At 55.9% G+C, this 23,257-nt stretch carries 23 protein-coding genes and 1 tRNA gene; 17 read left to right on the forward strand and 7 right to left on the reverse strand.

Features of this window, described 5'->3' with window-relative positions; genetic code table 11:
* Positions 1-34 precede the first annotated feature (34 nt).
* The 4 genes from ACOTTU_RS22780 to ACOTTU_RS22795 form a co-directional block, all read right to left on the reverse strand.
* Positions 35-2,077, reverse strand: a complete 2,043-nt coding sequence (locus ACOTTU_RS22780) for a hypothetical protein (protein WP_425661483.1) — start codon at positions 2,075-2,077, stop codon at positions 35-37.
* A gap of 41 nt (positions 2,078-2,118) precedes the next feature.
* Positions 2,119-5,115: a hypothetical protein gene (locus ACOTTU_RS22785; RefSeq protein ID WP_425661485.1), complete on the reverse strand. Its 2,997-nt coding sequence runs from the start codon at positions 5,113-5,115 to the stop codon at positions 2,119-2,121.
* A 652-nt stretch (positions 5,116-5,767) separates the two neighbouring features.
* A tRNA-Ser gene (locus tag ACOTTU_RS22790) sits at positions 5,768-5,857 on the reverse strand.
* Positions 5,858-6,121: 264 nt separating this feature from the next.
* Complete coding sequence (locus tag ACOTTU_RS22795; protein ID WP_425661487.1) at positions 6,122-6,955, reverse strand: hypothetical protein; 834 nt, start codon at positions 6,953-6,955, stop codon at positions 6,122-6,124.
* A 513-nt stretch (positions 6,956-7,468) separates the two neighbouring features.
* On the opposite strand from ACOTTU_RS22795, the gene ACOTTU_RS22800 reads away from it, so the two are divergent.
* The 10 genes from ACOTTU_RS22800 (at position 7,469) to ACOTTU_RS22845 (ending at position 15,481) form a co-directional block, all read left to right on the forward strand.
* Positions 7,469-8,308 carry a DUF2059 domain-containing protein gene (locus tag ACOTTU_RS22800; RefSeq protein WP_425661489.1) on the forward strand — a complete coding sequence of 280 codons (840 nt, stop codon included), beginning with the start codon at positions 7,469-7,471 and terminating at the stop codon, positions 8,306-8,308.
* 2 nt (positions 8,309-8,310) lie between these two features.
* Positions 8,311-9,120, forward strand: coding sequence for a DUF2059 domain-containing protein (locus ACOTTU_RS22805; RefSeq protein ID WP_425661491.1), 810 nt, complete (start codon positions 8,311-8,313; stop codon positions 9,118-9,120).
* A 187-nt stretch (positions 9,121-9,307) separates the two neighbouring features.
* Positions 9,308-9,979, forward strand: a complete 672-nt coding sequence (locus ACOTTU_RS22810; RefSeq protein WP_298921612.1) for a 50S ribosomal protein L21 — start codon at positions 9,308-9,310, stop codon at positions 9,977-9,979.
* 11 nt (positions 9,980-9,990) lie between these two features.
* Positions 9,991-10,260 (forward strand): 50S ribosomal protein L27, encoded by a 270-nt coding sequence (rpmA, locus tag ACOTTU_RS22815; RefSeq protein WP_195820307.1) that lies wholly within the window; start codon positions 9,991-9,993, stop codon positions 10,258-10,260.
* A gap of 94 nt (positions 10,261-10,354) precedes the next feature.
* Positions 10,355-10,855 carry a GNAT family N-acetyltransferase gene (locus ACOTTU_RS22820; protein ID WP_425661494.1) on the forward strand — a complete coding sequence of 167 codons (501 nt, stop codon included), beginning with the start codon at positions 10,355-10,357 and terminating at the stop codon, positions 10,853-10,855.
* The gene (locus ACOTTU_RS22825; RefSeq protein ID WP_425661496.1) at positions 10,852-11,454 is read left to right on the forward strand and encodes a LysE family translocator; all 603 of its coding nucleotides are present in this window, start codon (positions 10,852-10,854) and stop codon (positions 11,452-11,454) included. Before ACOTTU_RS22820 ends, ACOTTU_RS22825 begins: the two co-directional genes overlap by 4 nt.
* Before the next feature lie 2 nt (positions 11,455-11,456).
* The gene (locus tag ACOTTU_RS22830; RefSeq protein WP_298921634.1) at positions 11,457-11,993 is read left to right on the forward strand and encodes a GNAT family N-acetyltransferase; all 537 of its coding nucleotides are present in this window, start codon (positions 11,457-11,459) and stop codon (positions 11,991-11,993) included.
* Between the two features lie 35 nt (positions 11,994-12,028).
* Positions 12,029-13,063, forward strand: coding sequence for a GTPase ObgE (gene obgE, locus ACOTTU_RS22835; RefSeq protein WP_425661498.1), 1,035 nt, complete (start codon positions 12,029-12,031; stop codon positions 13,061-13,063).
* Positions 13,051-14,157, forward strand: coding sequence for a glutamate 5-kinase (proB, locus tag ACOTTU_RS22840; protein ID WP_425661500.1), 1,107 nt, complete (start codon positions 13,051-13,053; stop codon positions 14,155-14,157). The genes obgE and proB overlap by 13 nt, the downstream gene beginning before the upstream one ends.
* Positions 14,158-14,215: 58 nt before the next feature.
* On the forward strand, positions 14,216-15,481 hold the full coding sequence (locus tag ACOTTU_RS22845) for a glutamate-5-semialdehyde dehydrogenase (RefSeq protein ID WP_425661502.1): 1,266 nt from the start codon (positions 14,216-14,218) through the stop codon (positions 15,479-15,481).
* Here ACOTTU_RS22845 and ACOTTU_RS22850 read toward each other — a convergent pair.
* Complete coding sequence (locus tag ACOTTU_RS22850; RefSeq protein ID WP_298921618.1) at positions 15,478-16,074, reverse strand: histidine phosphotransferase family protein; 597 nt, start codon at positions 16,072-16,074, stop codon at positions 15,478-15,480. The genes ACOTTU_RS22845 and ACOTTU_RS22850 overlap by 4 nt on opposite strands.
* A gap of 28 nt (positions 16,075-16,102) precedes the next feature.
* Between ACOTTU_RS22850 and ACOTTU_RS22855 the strand changes: the two genes are divergently transcribed.
* From ACOTTU_RS22855 to ACOTTU_RS22865, 3 genes are all read left to right on the forward strand, one after another.
* Positions 16,103-16,285, forward strand: a complete 183-nt coding sequence (locus tag ACOTTU_RS22855; protein WP_298921619.1) for a DUF3553 domain-containing protein — start codon at positions 16,103-16,105, stop codon at positions 16,283-16,285.
* Between the two features lie 125 nt (positions 16,286-16,410).
* Positions 16,411-17,175, forward strand: coding sequence for a GNAT family N-acetyltransferase (locus ACOTTU_RS22860; protein WP_298921620.1), 765 nt, complete (start codon positions 16,411-16,413; stop codon positions 17,173-17,175).
* Positions 17,172-17,993 (forward strand): lysophospholipid acyltransferase family protein, encoded by an 822-nt coding sequence (locus ACOTTU_RS22865; RefSeq protein ID WP_425661505.1) that lies wholly within the window; start codon positions 17,172-17,174, stop codon positions 17,991-17,993. Before ACOTTU_RS22860 ends, ACOTTU_RS22865 begins: the two co-directional genes overlap by 4 nt.
* A gap of 33 nt (positions 17,994-18,026) precedes the next feature.
* Here ACOTTU_RS22865 and ACOTTU_RS22870 read toward each other — a convergent pair whose 3' ends face one another.
* A complete protein-coding gene (locus tag ACOTTU_RS22870; RefSeq protein ID WP_425661507.1) occupies positions 18,027-18,605 on the reverse strand; it encodes a PA14 domain-containing protein in 579 nt (192 codons plus the stop codon).
* A gap of 293 nt (positions 18,606-18,898) precedes the next feature.
* On the opposite strand from ACOTTU_RS22870, the gene rpsB reads away from it, so the two are divergent.
* Both rpsB and tsf read left to right on the forward strand, forming a co-directional pair.
* Positions 18,899-19,699, forward strand: coding sequence for a 30S ribosomal protein S2 (rpsB, locus tag ACOTTU_RS22875; RefSeq protein ID WP_298921622.1), 801 nt, complete (start codon positions 18,899-18,901; stop codon positions 19,697-19,699).
* Positions 19,700-19,779: 80 nt separating this feature from the next.
* Complete coding sequence (tsf, locus tag ACOTTU_RS22880; protein ID WP_298921624.1) at positions 19,780-20,655, forward strand: translation elongation factor Ts; 876 nt, start codon at positions 19,780-19,782, stop codon at positions 20,653-20,655.
* A gap of 81 nt (positions 20,656-20,736) precedes the next feature.
* On the opposite strand, the gene aroQ is transcribed toward tsf, so the two are convergent.
* Positions 20,737-21,174, reverse strand: coding sequence for a type II 3-dehydroquinate dehydratase (aroQ, locus tag ACOTTU_RS22885; protein ID WP_425661510.1), 438 nt, complete (start codon positions 21,172-21,174; stop codon positions 20,737-20,739).
* 237 nt (positions 21,175-21,411) lie between these two features.
* On the opposite strand from aroQ, the gene ACOTTU_RS22890 reads away from it, so the two are divergent.
* Positions 21,412-22,563 carry a helix-turn-helix transcriptional regulator gene (locus ACOTTU_RS22890; protein WP_425661512.1) on the forward strand — a complete coding sequence of 384 codons (1,152 nt, stop codon included), beginning with the start codon at positions 21,412-21,414 and terminating at the stop codon, positions 22,561-22,563.
* Between the two features lie 33 nt (positions 22,564-22,596).
* Positions 22,597-22,959: a DUF1304 family protein gene (locus ACOTTU_RS22895; RefSeq protein WP_425661514.1), complete on the forward strand. Its 363-nt coding sequence runs from the start codon at positions 22,597-22,599 to the stop codon at positions 22,957-22,959.
* Positions 22,960-23,257: the final 298 nt, after the last annotated feature.

Below are 23,257 nucleotides of genomic sequence, written 5' to 3' on the forward strand. Positions count from 1 at the left end.
TTTCACCTGCGTCGGGCAAAACATCCAGCGGTGTTCATGATCCAAACAGGGCTCGAAGTGCGCGGATCATATCGGGGATCGGCCAATTGCCTGTATTCCAGTTTTTGAAGGACCGTGCGCTGAAGGAGCCTGCCGACGATGGATGCCAGTGTCGATGTGATACCTGCTGCCCGCGGATCAACAGTTCCCCCAGATTGTTCTGACGTTCGACCAGTTGTTTGACCGAGCGCCTGCCTGATCTTTTGATGAACTGAGTCTGAAGCAGGTAATGGGGCGATGATTTGAATTTGTTGCTGAAGACGCCATTGGCGAAATCACTGGTCTCCGTGTAGGCGATAGGCCCGTCTGTCTTGCCTTTTTCCTTGAGATCCCAGAACCCGAAAGAAGCAACAGACTCTCCAAACAAGCTAATGATTTTGAAGAAGAACTTGCTGCCTCCTATGATCTCATTCTTCATGGCACTCGAACACAGCTGGACAAAAGGCACCGATTGGCTCGCCGTTGACATGCGCCCGACGATCTCAAAACCATAGTGAACGTCGCCTGACAGAACGATCAGCGGGTTGGGTTGCGCATCCAGAAACAGGTCGAATGCATCGATGAAATTGCGCGGGTTGCTGGCCCAGCTTTCCAGGTCAGCCGCGGTGCCCGACTCGCGCCCAATGACGCGTTGCACCCATTCCATCGGCGGAAATCCGAAAATCGGCGCGGCCGCGATCACGATAAGGGGCTCACCGGAAGCTGAATGCTTGGATATCAAGGCGGTGAGCCGCGCACGTTCGCCACTGTCCAAAAGGCGCGGTGCATCCTTGAGGCGCAGGGTTGTCCAGGTGATTGGTCCGGTAAGCCCCCTGTCAGCACGGTCAATATCAAGCGTTTTTGGCGATTCCTCCCGCTTGGTCCGGGTATCGAGGAAGATCGCCGGTGGCGAAGTCGGGGCCGCAAATGACCAATCCGTTTTGATCAGGGTTGACCAGGCATCTTCAGTCCCGCGGCCACGTGTTTCCGCAAACCTGCTGATGGTCGAGCGATAGGTATCGTCAAACGCTTCGGGATCATTTCCCCATCCCTGAAACGCCCAATAGGCCGCCATGCCATTCGTCAGAATTCTTTGCCCCGAACTGAATTTTGTGGCGTTCAGCTGCCATTCGGGATTGAGAAACCAGTCGTCGGTCACCTCGTGATCGTCAAAGATCATGTAGCAAATTGAATTGGCCAGCACCCGCCTGGCGCTCTTTGCCCCCAACGCGCCGTCGAGGACTCTCTTGCCAATGATCCGGTTTGAAAAATCCGCCTTGTCGAGTGACGAGAATTTCCCGGCCTTCAGCAAAGGCTCCCATAGGTCACCGTTCCAGGACATGATGTAGGTCGCCGCATATTCCGCAAAAGTCAGCAGATGATGCGGCATGTGCCCGGATGTAAAGAAATGTTCGAGAAATTTGGAGCGATCGATGGTGTCGCTGAGCGCAACGGGGCTGAGGCCCGGAATTATTTCACGTTTGCCGCCAAAAAGCGCATCGCGCAAGGGTCGCGTCAGCACCAGCAACTGACTGTCGACATCATCCGCATAAATCTGGTCGCCGCCCAGAAAGAAATACTGCGGCCGGTTCTTTTCGGTAGCGTCTTGCAGAATTTCATCAGCCGCTTTCATCATGTCGGGATTGGGCCCATGCAGTTTGCGACAGGACCCGTAAAGCGCCCGCAAATTGTTCTGGCCTCTGGCCCCAAGCATAAAGGTCGGCAGCCGATTTCCTTTAAGAAGGAACTGCCGGTAATCTTCGGATTTGAACAGCGGACGTGTCCCGTCGAGCCGAACATCGTAGAAATATATCCGCCCTCGGTCCAGCGGCGTGTCCGGCGTCGCGCTCAACATGTAAATCCACATGTTGTCGGCCACGGCGACTGGGTAGTATTCAATCTTGGCTTTGACCGGGCCCGGTGAGGTAGGCGAATTGCCATCCGTAAAGAGCATCAGATGAGGCGGATCGAGCAATTCGCTTGTCGCGAGCCACACCCAGACTTTTTCTGGCGTGGCCCGCCGCACGATCGGGCCCGCAAGGATCAATGGTAAGCGCATCTTAGCACCCGGGAGTATGTGTCGGCACAGCGGTAGCGCGCTTAGTCATCCGGCTGGTCGACCGGATGCCAGCGGCCATCCTCATCTTTGACCCATTCAGGCAGCGCATTGTCTTGTCGCAATTTGACCAAAGTGGTCGGCACCCTGATTTCCCAAGGATCTCCGACAGGGATTTCACCTGATCCTTCCGGAGTGGCAAGCGGCCCGTCCCCAGTTTCGCGATTCCGTACGGCTTCCACCTCATCCAGCATCGCTGCATATTCTTCCGAGGTGACACTGGGCTCGTCACCGCCTTCCCAAACACCGCCTGTTTCCAGGAAGTGCAGCACCGCCGCCTCATAACCCGGAGATACTGCAAAGCGCACCAACGCAGCACCGGCACTGATGAACTCCGCATGCAGCGGATCAGTGTCTTCGTAGAGCATGCGCGCCCACGTGTCTCGCGACGTCCAAAAATAAGGGAGAAGCTCCCACTGTAACTCGTTCCACTGAATGGCCTTTTCCCAGAAGCGGGCATAAACGCCCGCGCGTTCGGCGGCATCAAAATTGAACTCAGCCGCCTGAGGCGAAAGATGCACGCCGGTATTGGCGAAGTGCTGGCCGGTCATCATGGCGATCGACAAACGTTTGATCTCCCGACGTTCGATCAGGCGGTTCTGACCGGGGTTTCGACCTTCGGGCGCGGCACCTGATCGTTCGGCTTTCAGGATGGCCAGCTTTTCTTCATAGCGTCCGCGCTGCGCATCATAACCACGCAGCAACGCATCGTAGGTTTCAACCTGCCACTTCTCAAACGCGGCTTGTGTGTGCACGCAATGAATGGTGACAGTCGCCGAACAATTGAGCACGTTTACAGCATAGAAAGCGACAGGCACCTCGCCAGCGATTTCGGGCAAGGTATCATGCAGGTCGCTGCTGTCGGGCGATGCCGACCCCTCGGCGCGTTTCTTGAGGTGCAGCGAATTCGATCCGACAGAGACATAGGCCCGTCGTGTATCGCTTGTGAAACCGTAGTGCAGGATTTTCGCGCTACAGGAGACAGCCTTGAAACCCTCTGGCACATTGAGCAGCGCTTCGGAAGTGTTGTCTTCGGCCTCGCCACTTTGGGAGGTGAAGGTGAAACTCTTGCCGATGCGCGTGGCAAAAGCGGGCGGCGGTTGAACGCCTTCCGCCTCGTAGCGCCGTACATATTTGCCGTAGTTTGTGCGTGTCAGATGCCCCGGTCCAAAGGAAGGTTTGCGGGGCGGCTTCAATCCTTCCGGCTTGCCGATCTGGTGCTCGATCGCTCGCAGTAGCAGTGCCGACGGCTCCGGTACCACGAATTCGAAAAGCACCCGCAATCCATAGTTATAAACCTGAAGCTCATAGACACGATCAAGCCACTGGTAGATGCCGGACAGATGTTCGGTGCCTTCCGTGTTGTCGAAGCCGTGTTGGTTTTTTTCTTCGAATTCCTCGATGGTCTTGCGGGTTTGTTCGCGTCGCGTTCGTAACGCCACTTTTGAAGCGGTCCGCTCGGTCACCTCTTTGGCGTAGCTTGTCGCCAGCTTGTTGATCTGTTCCTGCGATGTGCCTGTTTCATAGGCTGATGACACTTCGACCTGGACAAAGGGTCCGTATCCCGCAGACACCGACCCCCCAATGTTGAATTGCTTGTCCTCGCGCAGGGTATTTTGAATTTCGCTCTGCATTTCAAGACGTTCGGTCGTCTGGAGATCGCGTTCTTCCTCCTTTTTCTCCTCTTCTTCGAACACGAAGGTCTCTTCGGTGCGGCGCAGGCGGCGTGTCTCGCGGTTACGGGATTCCGATTGCAGAACATTTTCTACGTGGGAGATTTCGCCCGCCTCATAGCGTTTGATCTGCTGGCGCGTGACCAGAAGATCGCCCACACCGATGGGTTTGATCGGGCCAACAGTTGTTGGCGGTAGGCTTGACGGGTCAAGAATGGTTCCCATTCCGGGAAACAACGGGCTGGCCGTTCCTGCGGCAGGCATCACGGCTGATCCCGTGCGAATACGCGGCCCGGCGCCATCGGCAGCATCCGCATCGATCAGTCGCAGGGTCGTCATCTGGTGTTCGACCTCGATACGGTCAAGCACCTCGTCATAGGGTCGCCCGGTGATGTCGACATCAAGCTCGGCCAAAAGGTCCTGGGTGTCCGACGACAAACGGCCAACCGCTGCCTGCGAGACACCAATGAACGAGATTTCGTCAGATATATCGTCTGCCTCATCGCTGAGCCGCGCGGCGGCAGCGGTTGTTGCAGTTCTACCTGTCGTGCTTTCCCGTCCTCCGGCGCTCAATGCGTCTGGTCCGCCTGTCGCCACCCGGGCGCGACGTACCCTTTCGATACCGGATCCGGAAAGACCGACCACCTCCGCCGCGGCCAGTTCCAGGCGTTTTGCCCGTTCTTCCAGTTTTTCTGTGGTCGGGTCCTCTTCTGGCGGCTCGGGTTCTTCCTCCAACTCGACAGGGTCCGCCGGCGGGAACAATTCGGGAGGCAGGGCAATCACCGCTTTCAGGAGCGCCGAGGAATCCTCGAAATCTATGGCCTCCGGGTTCTGGTGCAGCGTCAGCAGGAGCTCCGACGCCCGCAACATATCGGACGCGCGACGGATGGGCAGAGATTCCGGAAGGACCGCAAGTTTCAGCGCGATCATTAAATCCCGCAGAATGTCGCGTATTCGGTTGAATTCGTCGTCGCCAACGACGTCCTCAACCGGTCTGTTGAAAATTGCCAGGACCATTGCGCGCGCTGCACCAAGGGTGTCGGGTGCATCATTGTCCCAACTTTCTGCAAATCGTCTGAGGGGAAACCGGCGCTCGATATCATCAAGCTGCTGGGTCGCTGTGTTCTGGGCGATATGAGCACGCGACACGCTGCGCACGGCTTCTCGAGCTCGGGGCGAGGCGGCGGCGGCCAGAATATCCCGACTGAACGTGGTGTTCAGTTCTGCAAGGATCAACCGGTAGACAATTCGCCGCGGTCTGGGAGCGCGGCCCACGAAATAACGAAAAAGCTCAATTGGGGCGACCATAGGAATACCATTTTTGAAAAATAATACCTTAAGCGTACATCCCGGTTAGATTCCCGTCAGCGTTGAAATTCCTCCGAACTCGTTTGCGCGGAATTTGACCGAAACTAGCCCCCAAAAATCTCCAGAGGATTTCAAAGATGCTCTGGTTTTTTAAGGGAAACGGCGCTGTTGGGGGGAAGTTTTCGAGCCACGGCGGTTTTCCGCCACCTGATGCGCTTCACTAGGGCTTTTGAAAAATTATCGTCACCGAAGATCGGGCCGTTCGCTCTCCTCTTTGAAACGGTCGGGGTGATGTCTTGGCAATCGACAGCCGAGCGGGGACCGACTTAATCTGCATCTTTGTTGGTGTTGGTGTTGGGATGGTGAGGGTTTTCCAGGTCGGCAAAGCGGCTTGCTTGGTTTTTACAAGAGGGAAGACAGAGTTTCGAAATCGCTTGACTTACGGGCTCCTAGGAGCTGCCAAGTACCCAATACCCATATATTTTGGAGGGCGGCTAAAGCAGGGGGTAGCAGCTTGAAAATCCAGACGGTGCCGGGTCCGCGTGGTCGCCTGAGATGGGGTATTTCACCTGCCTGCTTATGGTCCATCATGGATGCCGGTGCGACTGATGCCTCACAAGTACCTCTTTTATTCAAAATTGCTTAATGATGGTGGCGGAGAGACAGGGATTCGAACCCTGGGTAGGCTTGCACCCACAACGGTTTTCGAGACCGCCCCGTTCGACCACTCCGGCACCTCTCCGACGCTGATTTCACTATGCTTTTCCTTTTGCGTCCGCAAGGGGGCTTGCTGCTTTTAAGATTGCTTTTTTGGCAATTCATGCTCTGATCTGTTTTTGTCCGGTTTCGCTTCTGCTTTGATCGCATTAGCTTTTTGCAATCTATAAGCTGCGTTATTGTCGATCGCTCCTGCGATCAGATTACTGACACAATCGTCGCAACGTGACCCAAAGCTTTGGTTGACCCGAAGTCCCAGAATCCGCGTTTGGCTGCTGGTGCCCATACACTAAACACCCCAAATCAGGTAAACGACGATCCCTGTCAGGATGCCAAGGAAGGTGAACGGGGCCATATGTACGTTGGAATTGAGTGCCAACCATTGGTTGACCCGCAATGCTCCCGAAAGCAGCCGGGTAAGCGAGCCAAGCAGCAACGCGATGATCTGCACAACCGAGAGGAACACTATCGAGTTACCGCTGAAAATTACACCGGTAGATAGGGCGACGAAGAAACCATCGAGGGAGAAATAATCGCCGAAACTGTTGATGCTTTCGGTATCATACAATGGTTCTCCCCCAAAAAAACCGATAGATAGTATCGCGACAATGAGAACACCCCAGACCAAAAGAGAAGCGACGGCGTCAACCAGTATCCAGAACGGATATGTTGCCAGCGAACGTTGTTCGTGCACAAAGATGGCACGCGTGATCCTTGCGCTGATGAAATCGTTTGGAAGACTGAAAGTCGCAAAAACGGAAATTGCCACAGCTGCTTGAAAGAGAAGCCAAGCTACGGCACCGTAGCCTTCGGCCAGCGCCACTTGATATGCGTGTCCATCGCCTCCAGTCTCGAATGTCCAATACGAGCCGATTGAATAGCTAAGTGTCAAAGCTGCCCACGAAACCATCCAAAGCCTGAATAGGCTTAGCATAGGGCGACCGTGCGGCAGCACGAAACCTATCAAGCTATCCATCAGGGCCTTTTCCATTTTAGGGAAATCGCAACCCTCAAAGCCAAAGATATACATTGAAAAACTCTCCCTGGCTTCACGAGAGAGCAGGGCGTCAAGAAGGCCGAAAAATGCGGCATAGGCGCCAATATGTGCAATGAAAGCGGTCAATAGAAGTCCGGAAAAGCTAATTGAGGTCAGTCTACATTCGCGTTGATGTATCGCAAACCTGAATTGCAAATTGCGAAAATTCGCCGTCGCAAAGCCCGAATTCTCCAATATGGGAGAACCAGATGCGCTGACTTGACTGATTTTTGCTGATCGATTGCAAGGGGTCGTGACGGCACCGAAAAGCTAGCAAATGTTGAGTGCGTTGACCTCACTGTTGAAGGCCGGTTTGGAAAGCACGATATGCAATCGGAGGAATTGATTTATTTTCATAACCTTACATGCAGATCTTAAGAGATCGGTTTGATTTGAAATGACGCGCCGAGGTTTTTCAACCAGCGTCGGCACCGTGCCGCGGGGCGGCTGGCAGAAAGAGGCCAATTTTGCTTTCAGAGTACTGACAAGAAAAGATCGGCCGGCATTCGGTGAACACGGGAAATTTCATTGCTCGTTCGTACAAATGCCCTAATCTTCGGCTCAACAAACAGCAAATCCGAGCAGATACAGGAGTTCCTGATGACCAAATGGTTCCATCCCGGCCAATTTTTCCTAGTGATCACGGTGATCGGTACAATATTCCTGTCGCCGGTGCGGGCGGCGAACTTGGACCGGTTGGAGGCGTTTCTGGAAGTAACTGGCTTTGATGTTGCCTTGGAAAGCATCCGGTTGAGCGCGGAAAATGCGCCCAACATGATCGGTCTTGAAGCTGAGGATTTTGGATCTGAATGGACGCGTCTGGTGGAGGATGTGTTCGATACCGAACAGATGCATGCCATGGCTTTGGACATCCTCTCACAGACCCTTGAGGACGATCTATTGACCCACGCGGTGGACTTTTATGCGTCCGATCTGGGGCGACGGCTAGTGGCTGCGGAGAACACGTCGCACATGGAAGAAGATGAAGCCCTGCGCACAGAGAGCGGCGAAGCCATTGTCGCCGGTCTGGTTCAGATCGGGTCTCCACGTCTTGAAGAACTCAAGCGGCTCAACAAGGCCGTAGGCTCGGAAGATGCTTCTGTCCGCGCCATTCAGGAGGTGCAGGTGCGTTTTCTCATGGCCGCGGCTTCTGCGGGCGTCATTGAGTTGCGGATGGAGGAAGCGGATTTGCGTGAAAGTCTGAAATCGCAAGAGGGCGAGCTTCGGCGCAGCATGCAACTGGCTGGTCTGACAGGATCGGCCTATACCTATCAGGCCTTTTCTGACGACGATATCACCGCCTATGCTGATGCGTTGGAACATCCAAAGATGCAACAGGTTTATGAGCTGATGAATGCGGTTCAATTCGAGATCATGGCCAATCGCTACGAGGCTGTTGCTGCACGCTTGCAAAAGCTGCAGCCGAGCCAAGACCTCTGATCATGCGGGTCGTTTGCGCAGCGATTGTTTTCCTGACGATGGCTGTTCCTGCCTGGTCAGATGCACGGGTGACCGTGTTGATGGATGCGTTGCGCCTGCCTGAATTGACCGGGATCATTCGCACCGAAGGATTGCAGGATGCAGATGGGTTGGATGCCGATCTATTGAGCGGGCAGGGTGGGGCGCTTTGGCAGACCCAGGTTGATGCGCTTTACAACCCGATACGCATGCAGGAATTGCTCTACGCAGCATTGGGGGATGCCCTGAATGACGATGAACTGGATCAAAGCATCGCGTTTTTCGACACGGTGGTAGGTCAGACGATCACCGAGTTGGAGATTGCCGCGCGTCGCGCCATGCTGGATGAGACGGTGCAGCAGGCGTCCGCCGAGGCTTATCAGGATCTTGAAAACCGGAACGATCCCAAAGCCGCTCTTGTCGCGGAGTTTATCGAGGCAAACGACCTTCTTGAGCTCAATGTGGCGATTACCCTGAGCACCAGCTTTCAGTTTTATCAGGGTATGGCGGATGGTCGCCTCGTGGAAATGTCCGAAGATGACATACTCAAGGAAGTCTGGGCCTCAGAGGAGAAGGTGCGCCAAGATGCGCAGGCATGGATTTACGGCTATTTTCTGTTGGCCTATCAGCCCCTGGAACAAGATGATCTGAAAGCGTATCTTGCCTTCTCCCGTAGTGACGCCGGCAAGGCGCTGAATGCAGCCCTGTTCAAGGGGTACGAGGATATCTTTCAGGAAGTTGCCTACGGTCTCGGGCGGGCTGTGGCATTGAACGCGACAGCGAATGATATCTAAGGACAAACGCGCTTGACATGGCAGCCCCCGTGGTGCAAATGGCGGCTTCATACATGAGGTCCGGTGCGCCGGGCCTTGTTGTTTTTATCACGATCACTCTTGACTGAGTGCGCTGTTCGAGGTGGCACATTCGCCAAAACGCCCGGAAACGGGGACCACAGGACGCGGTAGAGCAAAGGAAAGACGCATGTTCGCGGTCCTCAAAACCGGCGGCAAGCAGTACAAGGTTCAGGCGGGCGATACGCTCCGTGTTGAGAAACTGGCTGCTGACGCAGGTGAAAAAATCCAATTCAACGATATTCTGATGCTGGGTGGCGACAAGACGGTTGTCGGCGCGCCCTTCGTCAAAGACGCCGGCGTTCAGGCCGAGGTCGTCGATCAGGTCAAGGGCGAGAAGGTCATCAACTTCGTCAAGCGCCGCCGGAAGCACTCTTCCAAGCGCACGAAGGGCCACCGCCAGAAGCTGACACTGGTCAAGGTTACTGATATTCTGGCGTCCGGCGCTGATAAATCCGGCGTCAAGGCTGCGATGGGTGCAGGCTCCGTTTCCGTGAAAGCCGTTGAAGCGGCAACACCTAAGAAAGCGGCCCCCAAGAAGGCGGAAGCCAAGGCCGAAGCGCCCAAGGCAAAAGCCAAGCCAGCACCAAAAGCGGATGCGGGTGCAGACGACCTGAAAAAGCTGTCCGGCGTTGGCCCGGCGCTTGAGAAAAAACTGATCGAAGGCGGCGTGACCTCCTTTGCACAAATTGCAGCATGGACCGAAGAGGACGTTGCTGCTATGGACGAGAAACTGTCGTTCAAAGGCCGGATCGAGCGTGAAGGCTGGATCGAACAGGCCAAAGAACTGGCTAAAGGCTAAGGAGAGACCAAATGGCACATAAAAAAGCAGGTGGTTCATCCCGGAACGGTCGCGACTCAGCGGGCCGTCGCCTTGGCGTGAAGCTCTATGGTGGTCAGGCCGCCATCCCCGGTAACATCATTGTGCGTCAGCGCGGCACAAAGTTCTGGCCGGGTGAAGGCGTGGGCATGGGCAAGGATCACACGATCTTTGCAACCGTCGATGGCGCCGTGACTTTCCACAAAGGTCTCAAGAACCGCACATTTATTTCGGTTCTGCCGGTGGCGGAGGCCGCTGAATAAGCCCTTCCTCAAGGACATGAAACATTCAGGGGGATCGGCGATACCGCCGGTCCCCTTTCTCATTTTTGCCATACCTATGTGTTAGGCCCCCACGATGTCAGAATGCATCCACACCGATCGTTTATTGCTGCGCCCGTATGAAATGGCGGACGCAGACGCGATTACCGCGTTGATCGGCCAGTGGGACGTGGCGCGCTGGTTGCCGCGTGTGCCGCACCCTTACCTTGCGGGCGACGCGGAGGCTTTCATTTCCCGACATCTTGAGGACCCGGATGCCTTGGCGATCACGCATGATGGGGCGTTCATCGGTGGCTGCGCGATACATGACGAGCTTGGCTATTGGCTGGGCGTCCCTTTCTGGGGACAGGGGTTTGCAACAGAAGCGGCGACCGGGCTCGTGGATGGCCATATGGCACGCGGCCATCGTGAACTTATGTCAGGCCATCAGCTTGGAAATGCAGCATCGCGCCATGTCCTGGACAAGCTCGGGTTTCTGCCGACGCAGATAGCGGACGTGCATAGTCTTTCTCATGGCGCGGAAGTGAAAGTCCAGAAAATGCGGCTGACAGCACAGGATTGGCAGGCCCGGTCATGAGCGTTGCAATCACCAGCTTTGCCGTCTTTGCTGCGTCTCAGGTCGGCACGCCGGGGCCAGCCAATATGGCGCTTATGGCCACGGGCGCTCGTTTTGGTTTTCGCGCGGCACTGCCGTTCGTGGCGGGTGTTGCCCTTGGCAAGCAACTCGTTATCTGGCCCGTTGGCTTCGGATTGATGGAGCTGGCAGACCGCGCGCCCTGGATTTTTGAGGCGCTGAAATATGCCTCCGCCGCCTATATCATCTGGTTGGCCTGGAAGGTGGCCAATATGCGGTTAAGGACGGGCCGCGAAACCAGCACGCCGCCCGGTTTTGCGGCCGGGCTCATCGTGCACCCGCTGAACCCCAAAGCCTGGGCGATGATCGTCGGTGGTTTCACAGCCTTTGTTGCCCCTGGCACGCCGACGCTGGAGGCCACGCTGACAATCGCGCTGATACTACTGGGATGTCAGGTTTTTCTGCATCCATTATGGACACTTGCCGGTGATGCGATCGCGAGAACGGTAGCGGGAACGGCATATGAACCCTATCTAATGTGGAGCCTCGCGGCGTTGACTGTCGCGTCGGTTCTGTTCGTACTGTTCGGAGGAGGGACATGACGATGGAAATGAAGAAGATCACGATACAGCCCGTTGTGGAGACGGAACGGTTTGACCTGCGCCCGTTACGCAAATCGGACATGGGGCTGATTGATCTTTACTGGAGCGACGCGCGTGTTGCCCGGATGACAACCTCCATCCCACATCCAGTGCCACCGGGCATGGTCGAGGCATTTATCACCCGGAGCGTGGCCGATGAGCGCGACGAGGATGTCTGGGTCATGGATGGCTCTAAATCCGGCGCATCCGAGGTCATGGGGCTGATTTCGCTCGCACGGCTGGAGCGGGAGCAATCGGAAGTTGGCTATTGGGTTGCGCCCCCTTACTGGAACACCGGTCTGGCCTCCGATGCCGTCCAGGCGTTGGTCGATGCCAATCCTTTAAAAAACTGCACCATGTTCGCCAGTGTTTTTCAGGACAATCCGGCATCCGCGCGGGTATTGACCCATTGCGGGTTTGAATATCTTGGGGATGCGGAAAGTTTCTGCGTTGCGCGCGACACAACCGTGCCCACATGGACATATTTGCGAAAACTCTGATTGAGGGTCGCGCCGCATAAGGCTAGGAAGCCGCCATGAAGTTTCTCGATCTGTGTAAAGTCTACATCCGCTCCGGGGCGGGCGGCGGTGGCTGTGTCAGTTTCCGGCGTGAAAAATACATCGAATACGGTGGGCCCGATGGTGGCGATGGTGGCACCGGCGGTTCGGTCTGGGCAGAGGCTGTGGATGGGCTGAACACGCTGATTGATTTTCGCTATCAGCAGCATTTCTTTGCCAAGAATGGTCAGCCGGGCATGGGGCGTCAGCGCACGGGTAAGGACGGCGACGACATCGTCCTGCGCCTGCCGGTCGGCACCGAGGTTCTGGATGAGGATCAGGAAACCGTTATCTGCGATCTGACCGAAGTGGGACAGCGGGTGCAGCTGGCGCGCGGTGGAAACGGCGGCTTCGGCAATCTGCATTTCAAATCCGCGACAAATCAGGCACCGCGCCGCGCCAACCCTGGTCAGGATGGGGTGGAGCGCACGCTCTGGCTGCGTCTGAAACTGATCGCGGATGTCGGCCTGTTGGGGCTGCCCAATGCCGGGAAATCCACGTTTCTTGCGGCCACATCGAATGCGCGCCCGAAGATCGCGGATTATCCCTTTACCACACTCTATCCCAATCTGGGCGTTGTCGGCGTGGACAACACCGAATTCGTCGTCGCCGATATTCCGGGATTGATCGAGGGGGCCTCCGAAGGCAGGGGTCTGGGCGATCTGTTCCTGGGGCATGTGGAGCGTTGTGCGGTGCTGTTGCATCTGGTGGATGGCACCTCTGAAACCGCTGTTGAGGACTACAAGACGATCATTGGCGAACTCGAAGCGTATGGCGGTGATCTGGCCCAGAAACCCCGGATCACGGTTCTGAACAAGATCGACGCATTGGACGATGACGCGCGCGCGGCGCAGGCAGATGCGCTGCGCGAAGCCAGCGGTGGTACGGTCATGATGATGTCCGGGGTTGCGCGTGACGGTGTGACCGACGTTCTGCGGGCACTGCGCGGGCAGATTGATGAGGATCGCCTGCGACACCGCCCGACGGTGGAGGAAGAACCGTGGCATCCCTGACGACGGCCCGGCGCATTGTCGTCAAGATAGGGTCGGCCCTTCTGGTGGATCGCGAAACAGGTCAGTTGCGCCGCGATTGGTTGATGTCACTGGCCGAAGATGTCGCCTGGCTGAAAACCAAAGGGATCGACGTTGTGCTGGTCTCTTCCGGTTCTATCGCGCTGGGGCGCGGCGTTCTGGCATTGCCTGCCGTCGAGCTTGCCCTTGAGCAGTCACAGGCCGCCGCCGCTGTCGGGCAGATCCGCCTTGCGCGCGCCTACGAAGAAGCTCTGGCCCCACATGGCATCACGACTGCTCAAGTGCTTGTAACGCTGGAGGACAGCACGGACCGCCGCCGCTATCTCAACAGCCGCGCAACGCTGGAACAACTTTTATCGCTGGGGGTGGTCGCCATCGTCAATGAAAACGACACGATTGCGACGGATGAAATCCGCTTTGGCGACAATGACCGGCTGGCCGCACAAGTTGCTGTAACCGTTGGCGCAGATCAGTTGATCCTGTTGTCCGATGTGGACGGATTTTACACCGCCAACCCGGTTGAAGACAGAAGCGCCACGCGGTTTGACCGGATCGACCGGATTACAGCTGAAATCGAAGCCATGGCAGGTGACGCGGGGTCTGGCCTGTCGAAAGGTGGCATGAAAACAAAGCTGATGGCCGCCAAAACCGCCACGGCGGCAGGGTGCGCCATGGCGATCACAGAAGGGTCGACCCGAAACCCGTTGAAAAGCCTGCAGGACGGTGCGCCCGCAACCTGGTTTTCGGCGCAAACTGACCCGCAAGCCGCTCGCAAACGCTGGATTGCCGCGATGAAACCACGCGGAACGATTACGCTCGACGCCGGCGCGGTAAAAGCACTGATGTCCGGCAAAAGCCTCTTACCAGCAGGTGTGGCGCAGGTGGACGGGGCCTTTCAGCGGGGCGATGCTGTGGCCATCTCCGATGCGTCCGGGCATATTCTGGGACACGGGCTTTGTCGCTATACGGCGGATGAAACGCGCATCATAAAGGGTCGAAAATCGCAGGATATCGAGGCGCTGCTGGGCTATCCGGGACGTGCCGCTTTAATTCATCGCGACGACATGGCAGTTTGACGCGGGATGTGCATCGCGATCCAGCGCATTTGATAGATCAACTGAAAGGCATAACGCCATGAAAGATTTTGAAAATATCCCCTCTCTTATGGCGGAAATCGGGGCGCGCGCCAAATCCGCGGCAACCTCCCTGGGTTTTGCAACGGCGGAGAGAAAGCACGCAGCACTGATCTCGGCCGCTGAACATGTCTGGGCCAAGCGCGCTACCATTCTGAAAGCCAACGAACAAGATCTGGCTTATGGTCGCGACAAGGGCCTGTCTGACGCCATGATGGACCGCTTGGCGCTGGATGAAGATCGTTTGCGCGGCATCATTGACGGTTTGCGCGCCGTGGCTGAACAGGCCGACCCTGTGGGCGAAGTGATCGCGGAGTGGGATCAACCCAGCGGGCTGAACATCAAGCGCGTGCGCACACCACTGGGCGTCGTAGGTGTCATCTACGAAAGCCGCCCGAATGTGACGGTTGATGCCGGGGCGCTTTGCCTGAAAGCGGGCAATGCGGTGATCCTGCGGGGAGGTTCTGAGAGCTTCCATTCCTCCACGGCGCTGCATGCCTGTCTGGTGCAGGGGCTCAAGGACGCGGGTCTGCCAGAAGATGCCATTCAGTTGGTGCCCACGCGCGATCGCGCCGCCGTGTCTGAAATGCTGACCATGATCGACACGATTGACGTGATAGTCCCGCGTGGTGGCAAGGGGCTGGTCGGGTTGGTGCAGCGCGAAGCACGCGTGCCCGTTTTTGCCCATCTCGAAGGCATTGTGCACATCTATATAGATGCGACCGCTGACCCCGAAAAAGCGCTGAATGTGGTACTGAACGCCAAGACAAGGCGAACTGGCATTTGCGGGTCTGCCGAATGCCTGTTGATCAACGAAAATATCTCGGAAACCGTTGGTCGCGACGTGATCCAGGCTCTTTTGGACAAAGGCGTCGAAGTGCGCGTCGATGCACAGCTCGCCAACATCAGCGGAACGGTGCCGGCGGGCGACGACGATTGGGGTCACGAATATCTCGACATGATCATCGCTGCACGGGCTGTGCCCGATTTGGATACGGCTATGGAACATATTCGCCGCCATGGCTCAAATCATACGGATTGTATTTTGACGGAAGATCTTGATGCCGCGGCGCGCTTCATGAAGGAACTGGATTCCGCCATCCTGATGCACAATGCCTCTACACAGTTTGCAGATGGTGGCGAGTTCGGGATGGGGGCCGAAATTGGGATTGCGACAGGCAAAATGCATGCGCGTGGTCCGGTCGGCGCGGCACAATTGACCAGTTTTAAATACCAGGTGAAAGGGCAGGGGACCGTCCGCGCTTAAAAGCGCAGTTTGACCTCGTTTTCGGTGATTTCGGTGATCACACGGCGCCCGTCATCCCCCGCGATCAGCGGAAGAAGCGCAAATTGAACCTGCGCCGGTCTCAGATCTTTTGGCGGCTCTTTTGTTGCAAGGATCGACCACAACGGCTCATCTATGTTCAACTTGTCGGCCCGACCGTGCAGGAGCCAGTTGCCGCCATCCTGACTGATCTCGATCCGCCCGCCATAGGGCATGGCGTTTTCAAGACATTGGAGCGCCAGGAAAGACATGCGCACGGCGAACCGCGGTTGCGCATCCATGGGCCCCCAGGCCACATCCAGCCGTCCTCCGTCCATCAGGTCGTCAAGAATGGAGATCACTTCGGCGCGTCCCATCATCTGTTCGCCCGCAGCACCAAAGGCGATGCGGAAAAACCGGATTCGCGCACTTGCGTTGCCAACGCTTTCCTGAATGAGGTCAATCTCGGGTCCGGGTGGGCCGCCTGACATCCCCAGGAGCTCCAGCCCATTGTTGATGGCGCCGATAGGCGATATCAGGTCATGGCAGATGCGGCTGCCTATCAGTGCCGCAAGGTTAACGTTATTGGGGCCCATCTAGTGTCTCCTGCGCGAAAAGGGTGCCATGGAAGATTTGAATGCAATCCTGTCTCCCGGCATGTTAGTGCAACATCCTGACTGCCCTGACTGGGGTATCGGGCAGGTCCAAAGCAACGTAAATGCCCGTGTGACAGTGAATTTTCGAGACGAAGGGAAAATCGTCATTGATAGCACCCGCGTTGCTTTAATCCCGGTATTTGATGGCTGAAGAATATTGCCAAAAGGTTAACGATACCATGAGTATTGTAAACCGGTCACAGTGCCGCGTTGCGAAATTATCGGCATATCACTATCACCAACCAAGGTGCGCTGAACGAGGACAGACTCTGCAAAATGACAATAACGCAGCAAAATCCGTTCTCTGTCAGGTTGGCAGAAACTGCGGCAGACCTTCAGGCTGCGCAAAGGTTGCGCTATTCCGTTTTTGTGGAAGAATTGGGCGGCGGTGGCGCATTGGTCGATCATCAGGAGCGCCTGGAGAAAGACCGTTTCGACCCGTTTTTTGATCACTTGTTGCTCACGGACCACCGTCAGGACGCGGTCGTTGGCGTTTACCGGGTGATGCGACGCGATCAGGCGGAAGCAGCGGGGCAGTTCTACTCAGCCGACGAATATGATCTATCGGTCTTGCTCGCTTCTGATCGCAGCCTGCTGGAGCTTGGACGCTCTTGCCTGCATCCCGATTATCGCGGCGGCATGGCGATGTACCACCTCTGGCACGGTCTGGCGCAATATATTGCCAAACATGAAATCGAAGTGCTTTTTGGCGTGGCCAGTTTCCATGGCACGGATATTGCACAACTGGCCGAACCTCTTTCCCTGTTGCATCACCGTCATCTGGCACCTGAAGATTTGCGGGTGCGGGCACAGGCTGCGGCCTTTCAGAACATGGATGTTGTACCTGAAGGCGAGCTGGATACGCGCGCTGCGATGTTGGCGGTCCCCGCTCTGATCAAGGCGTATCTGCGCTTGGGCGGTTTCGTTGGCGAAGGCGCCTACATTGATCATAGTTTCAACACCACCGACGTCTGCCTGATCCTCGATACTGCGCGGATGAATGAACGGCAGGCGCGGCTCTATCAGGGACCGATTGGGTGAGCACCACATGGCAGGGCGAGAGACCGCCACCCGCGCGCAGCATTGGCATGCTGGGCTGGCTCTTGGTTTTCCTGCGAGGCCTGCCCCTGGCCGTTCTGGTATTTGGGGGCTTGATCCTCTTGCTGCTGATCCGTGCCATCGAACGTCCGTTTTTTGGCATGGCGCGTCCCGTCACGCCGTATCTTACGGTTTTTGTCTGCCGCAACGCGCTGCGCATCATTGGGATTGGATTTTCAGCCTCCGGCCAGCCGATGGTCGGGCAGGGGGCTGTTGTGGCCAATCATTCCAGCTGGCTGGATATCTTCGTGCTGAATGCGTCCAAACGCATCTATTTTGTCTCCAAATCCGAAGTTGCAGCCTGGCCGGGGATCGGTTGGCTGGCCCGCGCCACGGGGACATTGTTCATTGAAAGGAACCGGAACAAGGCCGCCGAGCAGTCGGTTAAGCTGCAATCGAGATTACAAGCGGGGCACAAATTGCTGTTTTTCCCAGAAGGCACTAGCAGCGACGGTCAGCGGGTGCTGCCGTTTAAATCCAGCCTTTTTGCGGCGTTTTTTTCACCAGAACTGCGGGATGTGCTTTCCGTACAGCCTGTCACCGTGGCCTACCAAGCGCCCGACAACGCCGACCCGCGGTTTTATGGCTGGTGGGGAGACATGGATTTCGGCAGTCATTTCCTGTGGATGCTGGCCACGCCACGCCATGGCGCGGTAAAGCTTACCTATCACATGCCGCTGAAAGTATCGGAATTTCAGGACAGAAAGGCCTTGGCCGCCGCCTGCGAGCAGCAAATCCGCAGTGTGCATCTGACAGGATGAAGGGCAGGGGCACTGTTTTGCCCCTGCAATGGATCAGTGGAAAAATGCACTGTCGGGAACAAGTTCCAGACCATCACTATCGGGGCCCCACTCCATCATCAGGCAGGCCGTGCCTTTGCGCTGAAAATAGGTTGCCTCAAGAGCGTAGTATCCGGCTTCGGGCACATTCACTTCCTGTTCGCCCGCGTAACCGCAGGCGTGAACTTCGTCAAAATAACCCACGATGTGGCCGCCGATGCTGATCTCCAGCCCGTCGTTGTTCAGAAAATCCAGCACATAAGTTCCGGGTGTATCAAACTTAATGTATCCCGAGATTTCGGCCGCGATCTTTGTCGCCTTGCCAGAGGTCAGTATCAGATCCCCGTCTTCAGTGTCATCGTATGACAGACCCGCCAGAGGTGGCCCGGCCTTCTTTTTGCGTTTCAGAGCGTTGCGCGCGTCCTTCACGGTGCGGACATCTCCCGGAAAGGCGTATGAGACGGCCAGGCCCGGATTGAGGTTGCTCGCAGAGGGCTGTGGGTCTGCAGGGCTGAGGTCAAGCGCGGCTGCATAAGCCGACGCCGGAACAGTCAAGGCTACCGCCAGAGCAGCGGTTCTAAGATTAATGGTCATGGTCACTCCCGGTCATTGATCATTGGATCATCCACCCCTCTTCGGAGGCGGTTGCGGCGATACTAGAATGCGGATTCCACAAGTGACAAGCGCGCAGAGCCGATTTGCGATCACTTCTTGACCGAAAGCCGTGATTGAGGCCTTGCGATGTGCTGGCGACTGGCCTATACGGCGCGCACTGAAACCCGCAGGCGGGGTTTGGGCTTGTTGAGGGAGACATCCTCATCGGTCCGCCGGTTGGCAGAAATCTGTCATGCCCCCGCCGAGGATAAAACCGGAAAGGTATTAAAGACATGGCTCTTCCAGAGTTCTCCATGCGCCAATTGCTTGAAGCAGGCGTACACTTCGGCCACCAGACACAGCGTTGGAACCCCCGCATGGGTCCGTTCATCTATGGTGCGCGCAACGGCATTCACATCATGGATCTCACGCAGACTGTTCCCATGCTGGACCAGGCACTGAACGTGATCCGTGAAACTGTTGCCAAGGGCGGCAGCATTCTCTTTGTCGGCACCAAACGTCAGGCTTCCCAGCCCGTAGCAGACGCCGCCGAAAAATGCGCGCAGTACTACATGAACCACCGCTGGCTTGGCGGTACGCTGACCAACTGGCAAACTGTTTCTCAGTCGATCAACCGCCTGAAATCCATCGATGAGCAAGCCGAAGTCGGTTTTGCCGGCCTGACCAAGAAAGAACGTCTGGGCATGGAGCGTGACCAGGGCAAGTTGCAGGCGTCTTTGGGCGGCATCCGTGAGATGGGCGGTCGTCCTGACCTGCTCTTTGTCATCGACGTGAAAAAAGAAGCGCTGGCTGTGGCCGAAGCCAACAAGCTGGGCATCCCGGTTGTGGCCGTGGTTGACACCAACTGCTCGCCTGACGGTATTGACTATATCATCCCGGGCAACGACGACGCCGCCCGCGCCATCGCCCTCTATTGCGATCTGGCGGCACGCGCTGCTCTTGACGGCATGTCCGCGCAACTGGGTGCCGCGGGTGTTGATCTGGGCGCGATGGAAGAAGCGCCTGTCGAAGAAGCTGTGGTTGAAGAAACCGTCGCCGAAGCGCCTGCAGAAGAGACACCAGCGGAGGCATAACCCCGCAGGTGTCACACGCATGACATTTGGGGCAGGGGATACCTGCCCCATGATTTCATTATTCAAGAGGAGAACCTGAGATGGCGATTACTGCATCTATGGTCAAAGAGCTGCGCGACAGCACCGGCGCAGGCATGATGGACGCAAAAAAAGCGCTGACAGAAAATGGCGGCGACATGGAAGCTGCCGTCGATTGGCTACGCACAAAAGGTCTTGCAAAAGCTGCTAAGAAATCTGGCCGTACGGCTGCTGAAGGTCTGGTTGCTGTCAAGGTTCAGGGAGGTCACGGGGTCGCAGTGGAAGTGAACTCGGAGACGGATTTCGTCGGTAAGAACGCGGAGTTCCAGGAAATGGTTGCGGGTATCGCCGATGTCGCGCTGAGCGTTGCCGATGTTGAGGCCCTCAAAGAAGCGGATATGGGCGGCAAAACCGTTGCAACCGTTGTGACGGACAAGATCGCGACCGTCGGCGAGAACATGTCCGTGCGCCGCATGTCGAGCATCGACGGTGAGACCGTTGTATCTTACGTGCACAACGCCGCTGCGCCCGGTATGGGCAAGATCGGTGTGCTGGTTGCGATGAATGGGGGCGACGAAGGTTTTGGCAAACAGGTTGCGATGCACATCGCGGCGGTGAACCCTGCTTCGCTGTCCGAAGATGACCTTGATCCAGCTGTTGTGGAAAAAGAGAAACAGGTTCAGATGGACATCGCCCGCGAGAGCGGCAAACCGGAAGCGGTCATTGAGAAAATGATCGTTGGCCGGATGAAAAAATATATGTCCGAAGTGACGCTGCTAAACCAGTCCTTCGTGGTCAATCCTGATCTGACTGTTGCAGATGCCGCCAAAGAAGCGGGTGCCAGCATCACAGGATTTGCCCGGCTTGAGGTCGGTGAAGGCATCGAGGTCGTGAAAGAAGACTTTGCCGCTGAGGTTGCGAAAGCGGCCAAGGGCTAAGCAGCTCTGACCCAAAGCTATTTAAGGCGGCGCCCCTAGTGGCGCCGTTTTCATTTTTTACCAATGCCTTACGTCAGGTGGTTAATGTGAAACGTGTTGCTTCATCGCCTCCAGCGCCAGAACGTAGCCATGCGCCCCAAAACCCGAGATCAACCCTACGGCGACCTTGGAAATATAGGATTTATGCCTGAATGCCTCGCGCGCATGCACATTGCTGAGATGTAGCTCAATGGCGGGCAACTCCACAGACGCAATCGCATCCATGAGGGCAATGGACGTATGCGTGTAGGCGCCGGCATTCAAAATAATGCCCTGGTGTTCACCCCTTGCCGCATGAATATGATCAATCAGAACCCCTTCATGGTTTGATTGTTCGAACGTCACCGAGCAGCCTTCAGACTGTGCCCAATCGGCACATAGATTTTCAATATCTGCCAGAGTCGTTGTCCCATATACCTCGGGTTGGCGGGTGCCGAGCAGGTTCAGGTTTGGTCCATTAAGAACGAGGATAGATGACATAAGCTGCTCACAATGCAAGGATTTGCATGAATAGCCTCAAGATAGATGCGCTGTCCAGCGTTCAAGATGTAGGTGAGGCGGCGGATAAGGCGCAGCACGCGCCGGAAAGGAAAATGCCGAGCCGTTATAAACAGCCAAAAAGTCGCTGCATCGTCAGAATGGGCGATGATTTTGGCCATTGGCAGAGATATGATAGCGTATTTTCGGCTAATCATGCCAAGGGGAAGGTGGGCTATTTTGCAGAACGAACTTCGGGACCTGACACTCAAGGTTTACGATGCTGTTGCAAATCAAGGGTTGTGGTCGTCCGTTCTGGATCAATTGGTGGAACAGGTCGGCGCGCAGGGCAGTATCGTTTTCGAATGGGTTGAAGAAGGTGGAAATCCGAAACTGACGGCTCCCATCCATTCCGGGTTCTACTCATCCGATATTCTGGAGGTGTATCTGTCAAAATGCGAGCATCTGGAGGCGCGTGATCAGGCAATCATACAGCGGCACACAACCGATCATGACGACATCGAACTGCTGGATGACACGCTTCTTGCGGGATCTGTCGAGGAACTCAGGCAGCAGGAACACGTCAGAAAACTGATGAAGCTGGGTATTTTTCACCGTGCGGCGGGCGTCATGAACAAAGACAATCGTTCGATTTCTTTGTTTTCCCTGCAATTGAACGCCGAACGTGATCAACTGGAAGGCAAAGAGCGGCATTTACTGTCACATCTCTTGCCGCATCTGGCCAAGGCGCTCGACCTCGGAATCCCCATGCGCCAGCTCCAGAAACGCTATCAAGGGGTGCTCTCGGCACTCGACAGGCTGACAATTGGCGTTTGCATCCTGGACTCGCGGGGCATGGTGGTTGCGCGCAATCAGGAGTTCCAGCGACAGCAGGAAACCTATCGCACCTTTCGCGTCAGCCAAAACGGTCAGCTGCGTATCACCGACAACCGTGGGCAAAAATGCCTTGATGTTCTGATGGCGGATTTAAGTCAGCATGGAAAATTCGGCGCGCGACCCCGCAAGGAAAACATTACAAGCCATGCGCTTGATGCGCTTTGCATCGAGGTTTCACCAATCCACCGATCCGATGAAATGGGCTCCGAAGTCTTTGATGGCTTTTTGCTGTGCAGTACGGACACAACGTTGCCGGTTGTTTGCGATACGCATCGGGTTCAACAGGCGTTTCAACTTACCGCAGCTGAAACATCACTTGTCAACGCGATCGGGCAAGGGTTGACCAATCCGGAGATCGCGGATCGGCGAGGGCGCTCCGTCGCCACGATCAATGCTCAAACAAAATCAATTCTAGCCAAATCACATTGCGCAAACCGCACCCAGTTTGTCCGCATGATGATGCGCTTCGGCGCGAGTTTCTTAACGAGGGAATAATTTTTCAAAACATCTTTTTATAAGGAATTTAATATGTTGTCGCTCTATCTTCTCGCGCTTCTGACCGTTATTCTGGGCCATTTTATCTTCGCATATCTGCAGTGGTTCAAATGGCCCGGCGTTTGCAAACGACTGACCGACCTGACGAATGAAGAAGTAATCAAGACAATTTCACTGGGGCGCAGCTTCGCGTCTTATAACGGGGCAATCGCAATTGGGCTATGTTTAAGCTTTCTGCTGCCCGAGGGTTCACAACGGCCATCACAAGCCTTTGTGCTTGCGCTGATCGTGGGCACAGCGGCCGTGGGAGCTTCGGGCACCAAAGGGAATATGATACTAACATACAGGTTGATGCCTGCTGCCGCAGCTTTGGTGTTCTGGCTGCTGAATATTTGAGCTTCATAGTGAGCCGATATTGAAACAGAGCGCTTGCCTAACATATGAGCTGCCGTACGGTCGATCTGGCTAGGTGATTAAGCATCTGAAATCTCTTAGATTTAAGGTCAACTTGCAAATCGCGAACCTCGTCAAATTTAATTACATAATTCACATTATAAGAATATATTATGTAGCAGCAAAGCTAAAATGTCACCCATCTGCAATTCAGGAATGTCACTCTCGCCCGCAACGATAACAGGCAGAGGTTGCGGGCATGGGATGGGTGATGATGAGCGAGCGCGAGCTGAACCGGGTC

It is taken from the genome of Roseobacter sp. EG26, assembly GCF_049830555.1.
In the GTDB taxonomy this organism is placed as follows: Bacteria; Pseudomonadota; Alphaproteobacteria; order Rhodobacterales; family Rhodobacteraceae; genus Roseobacter.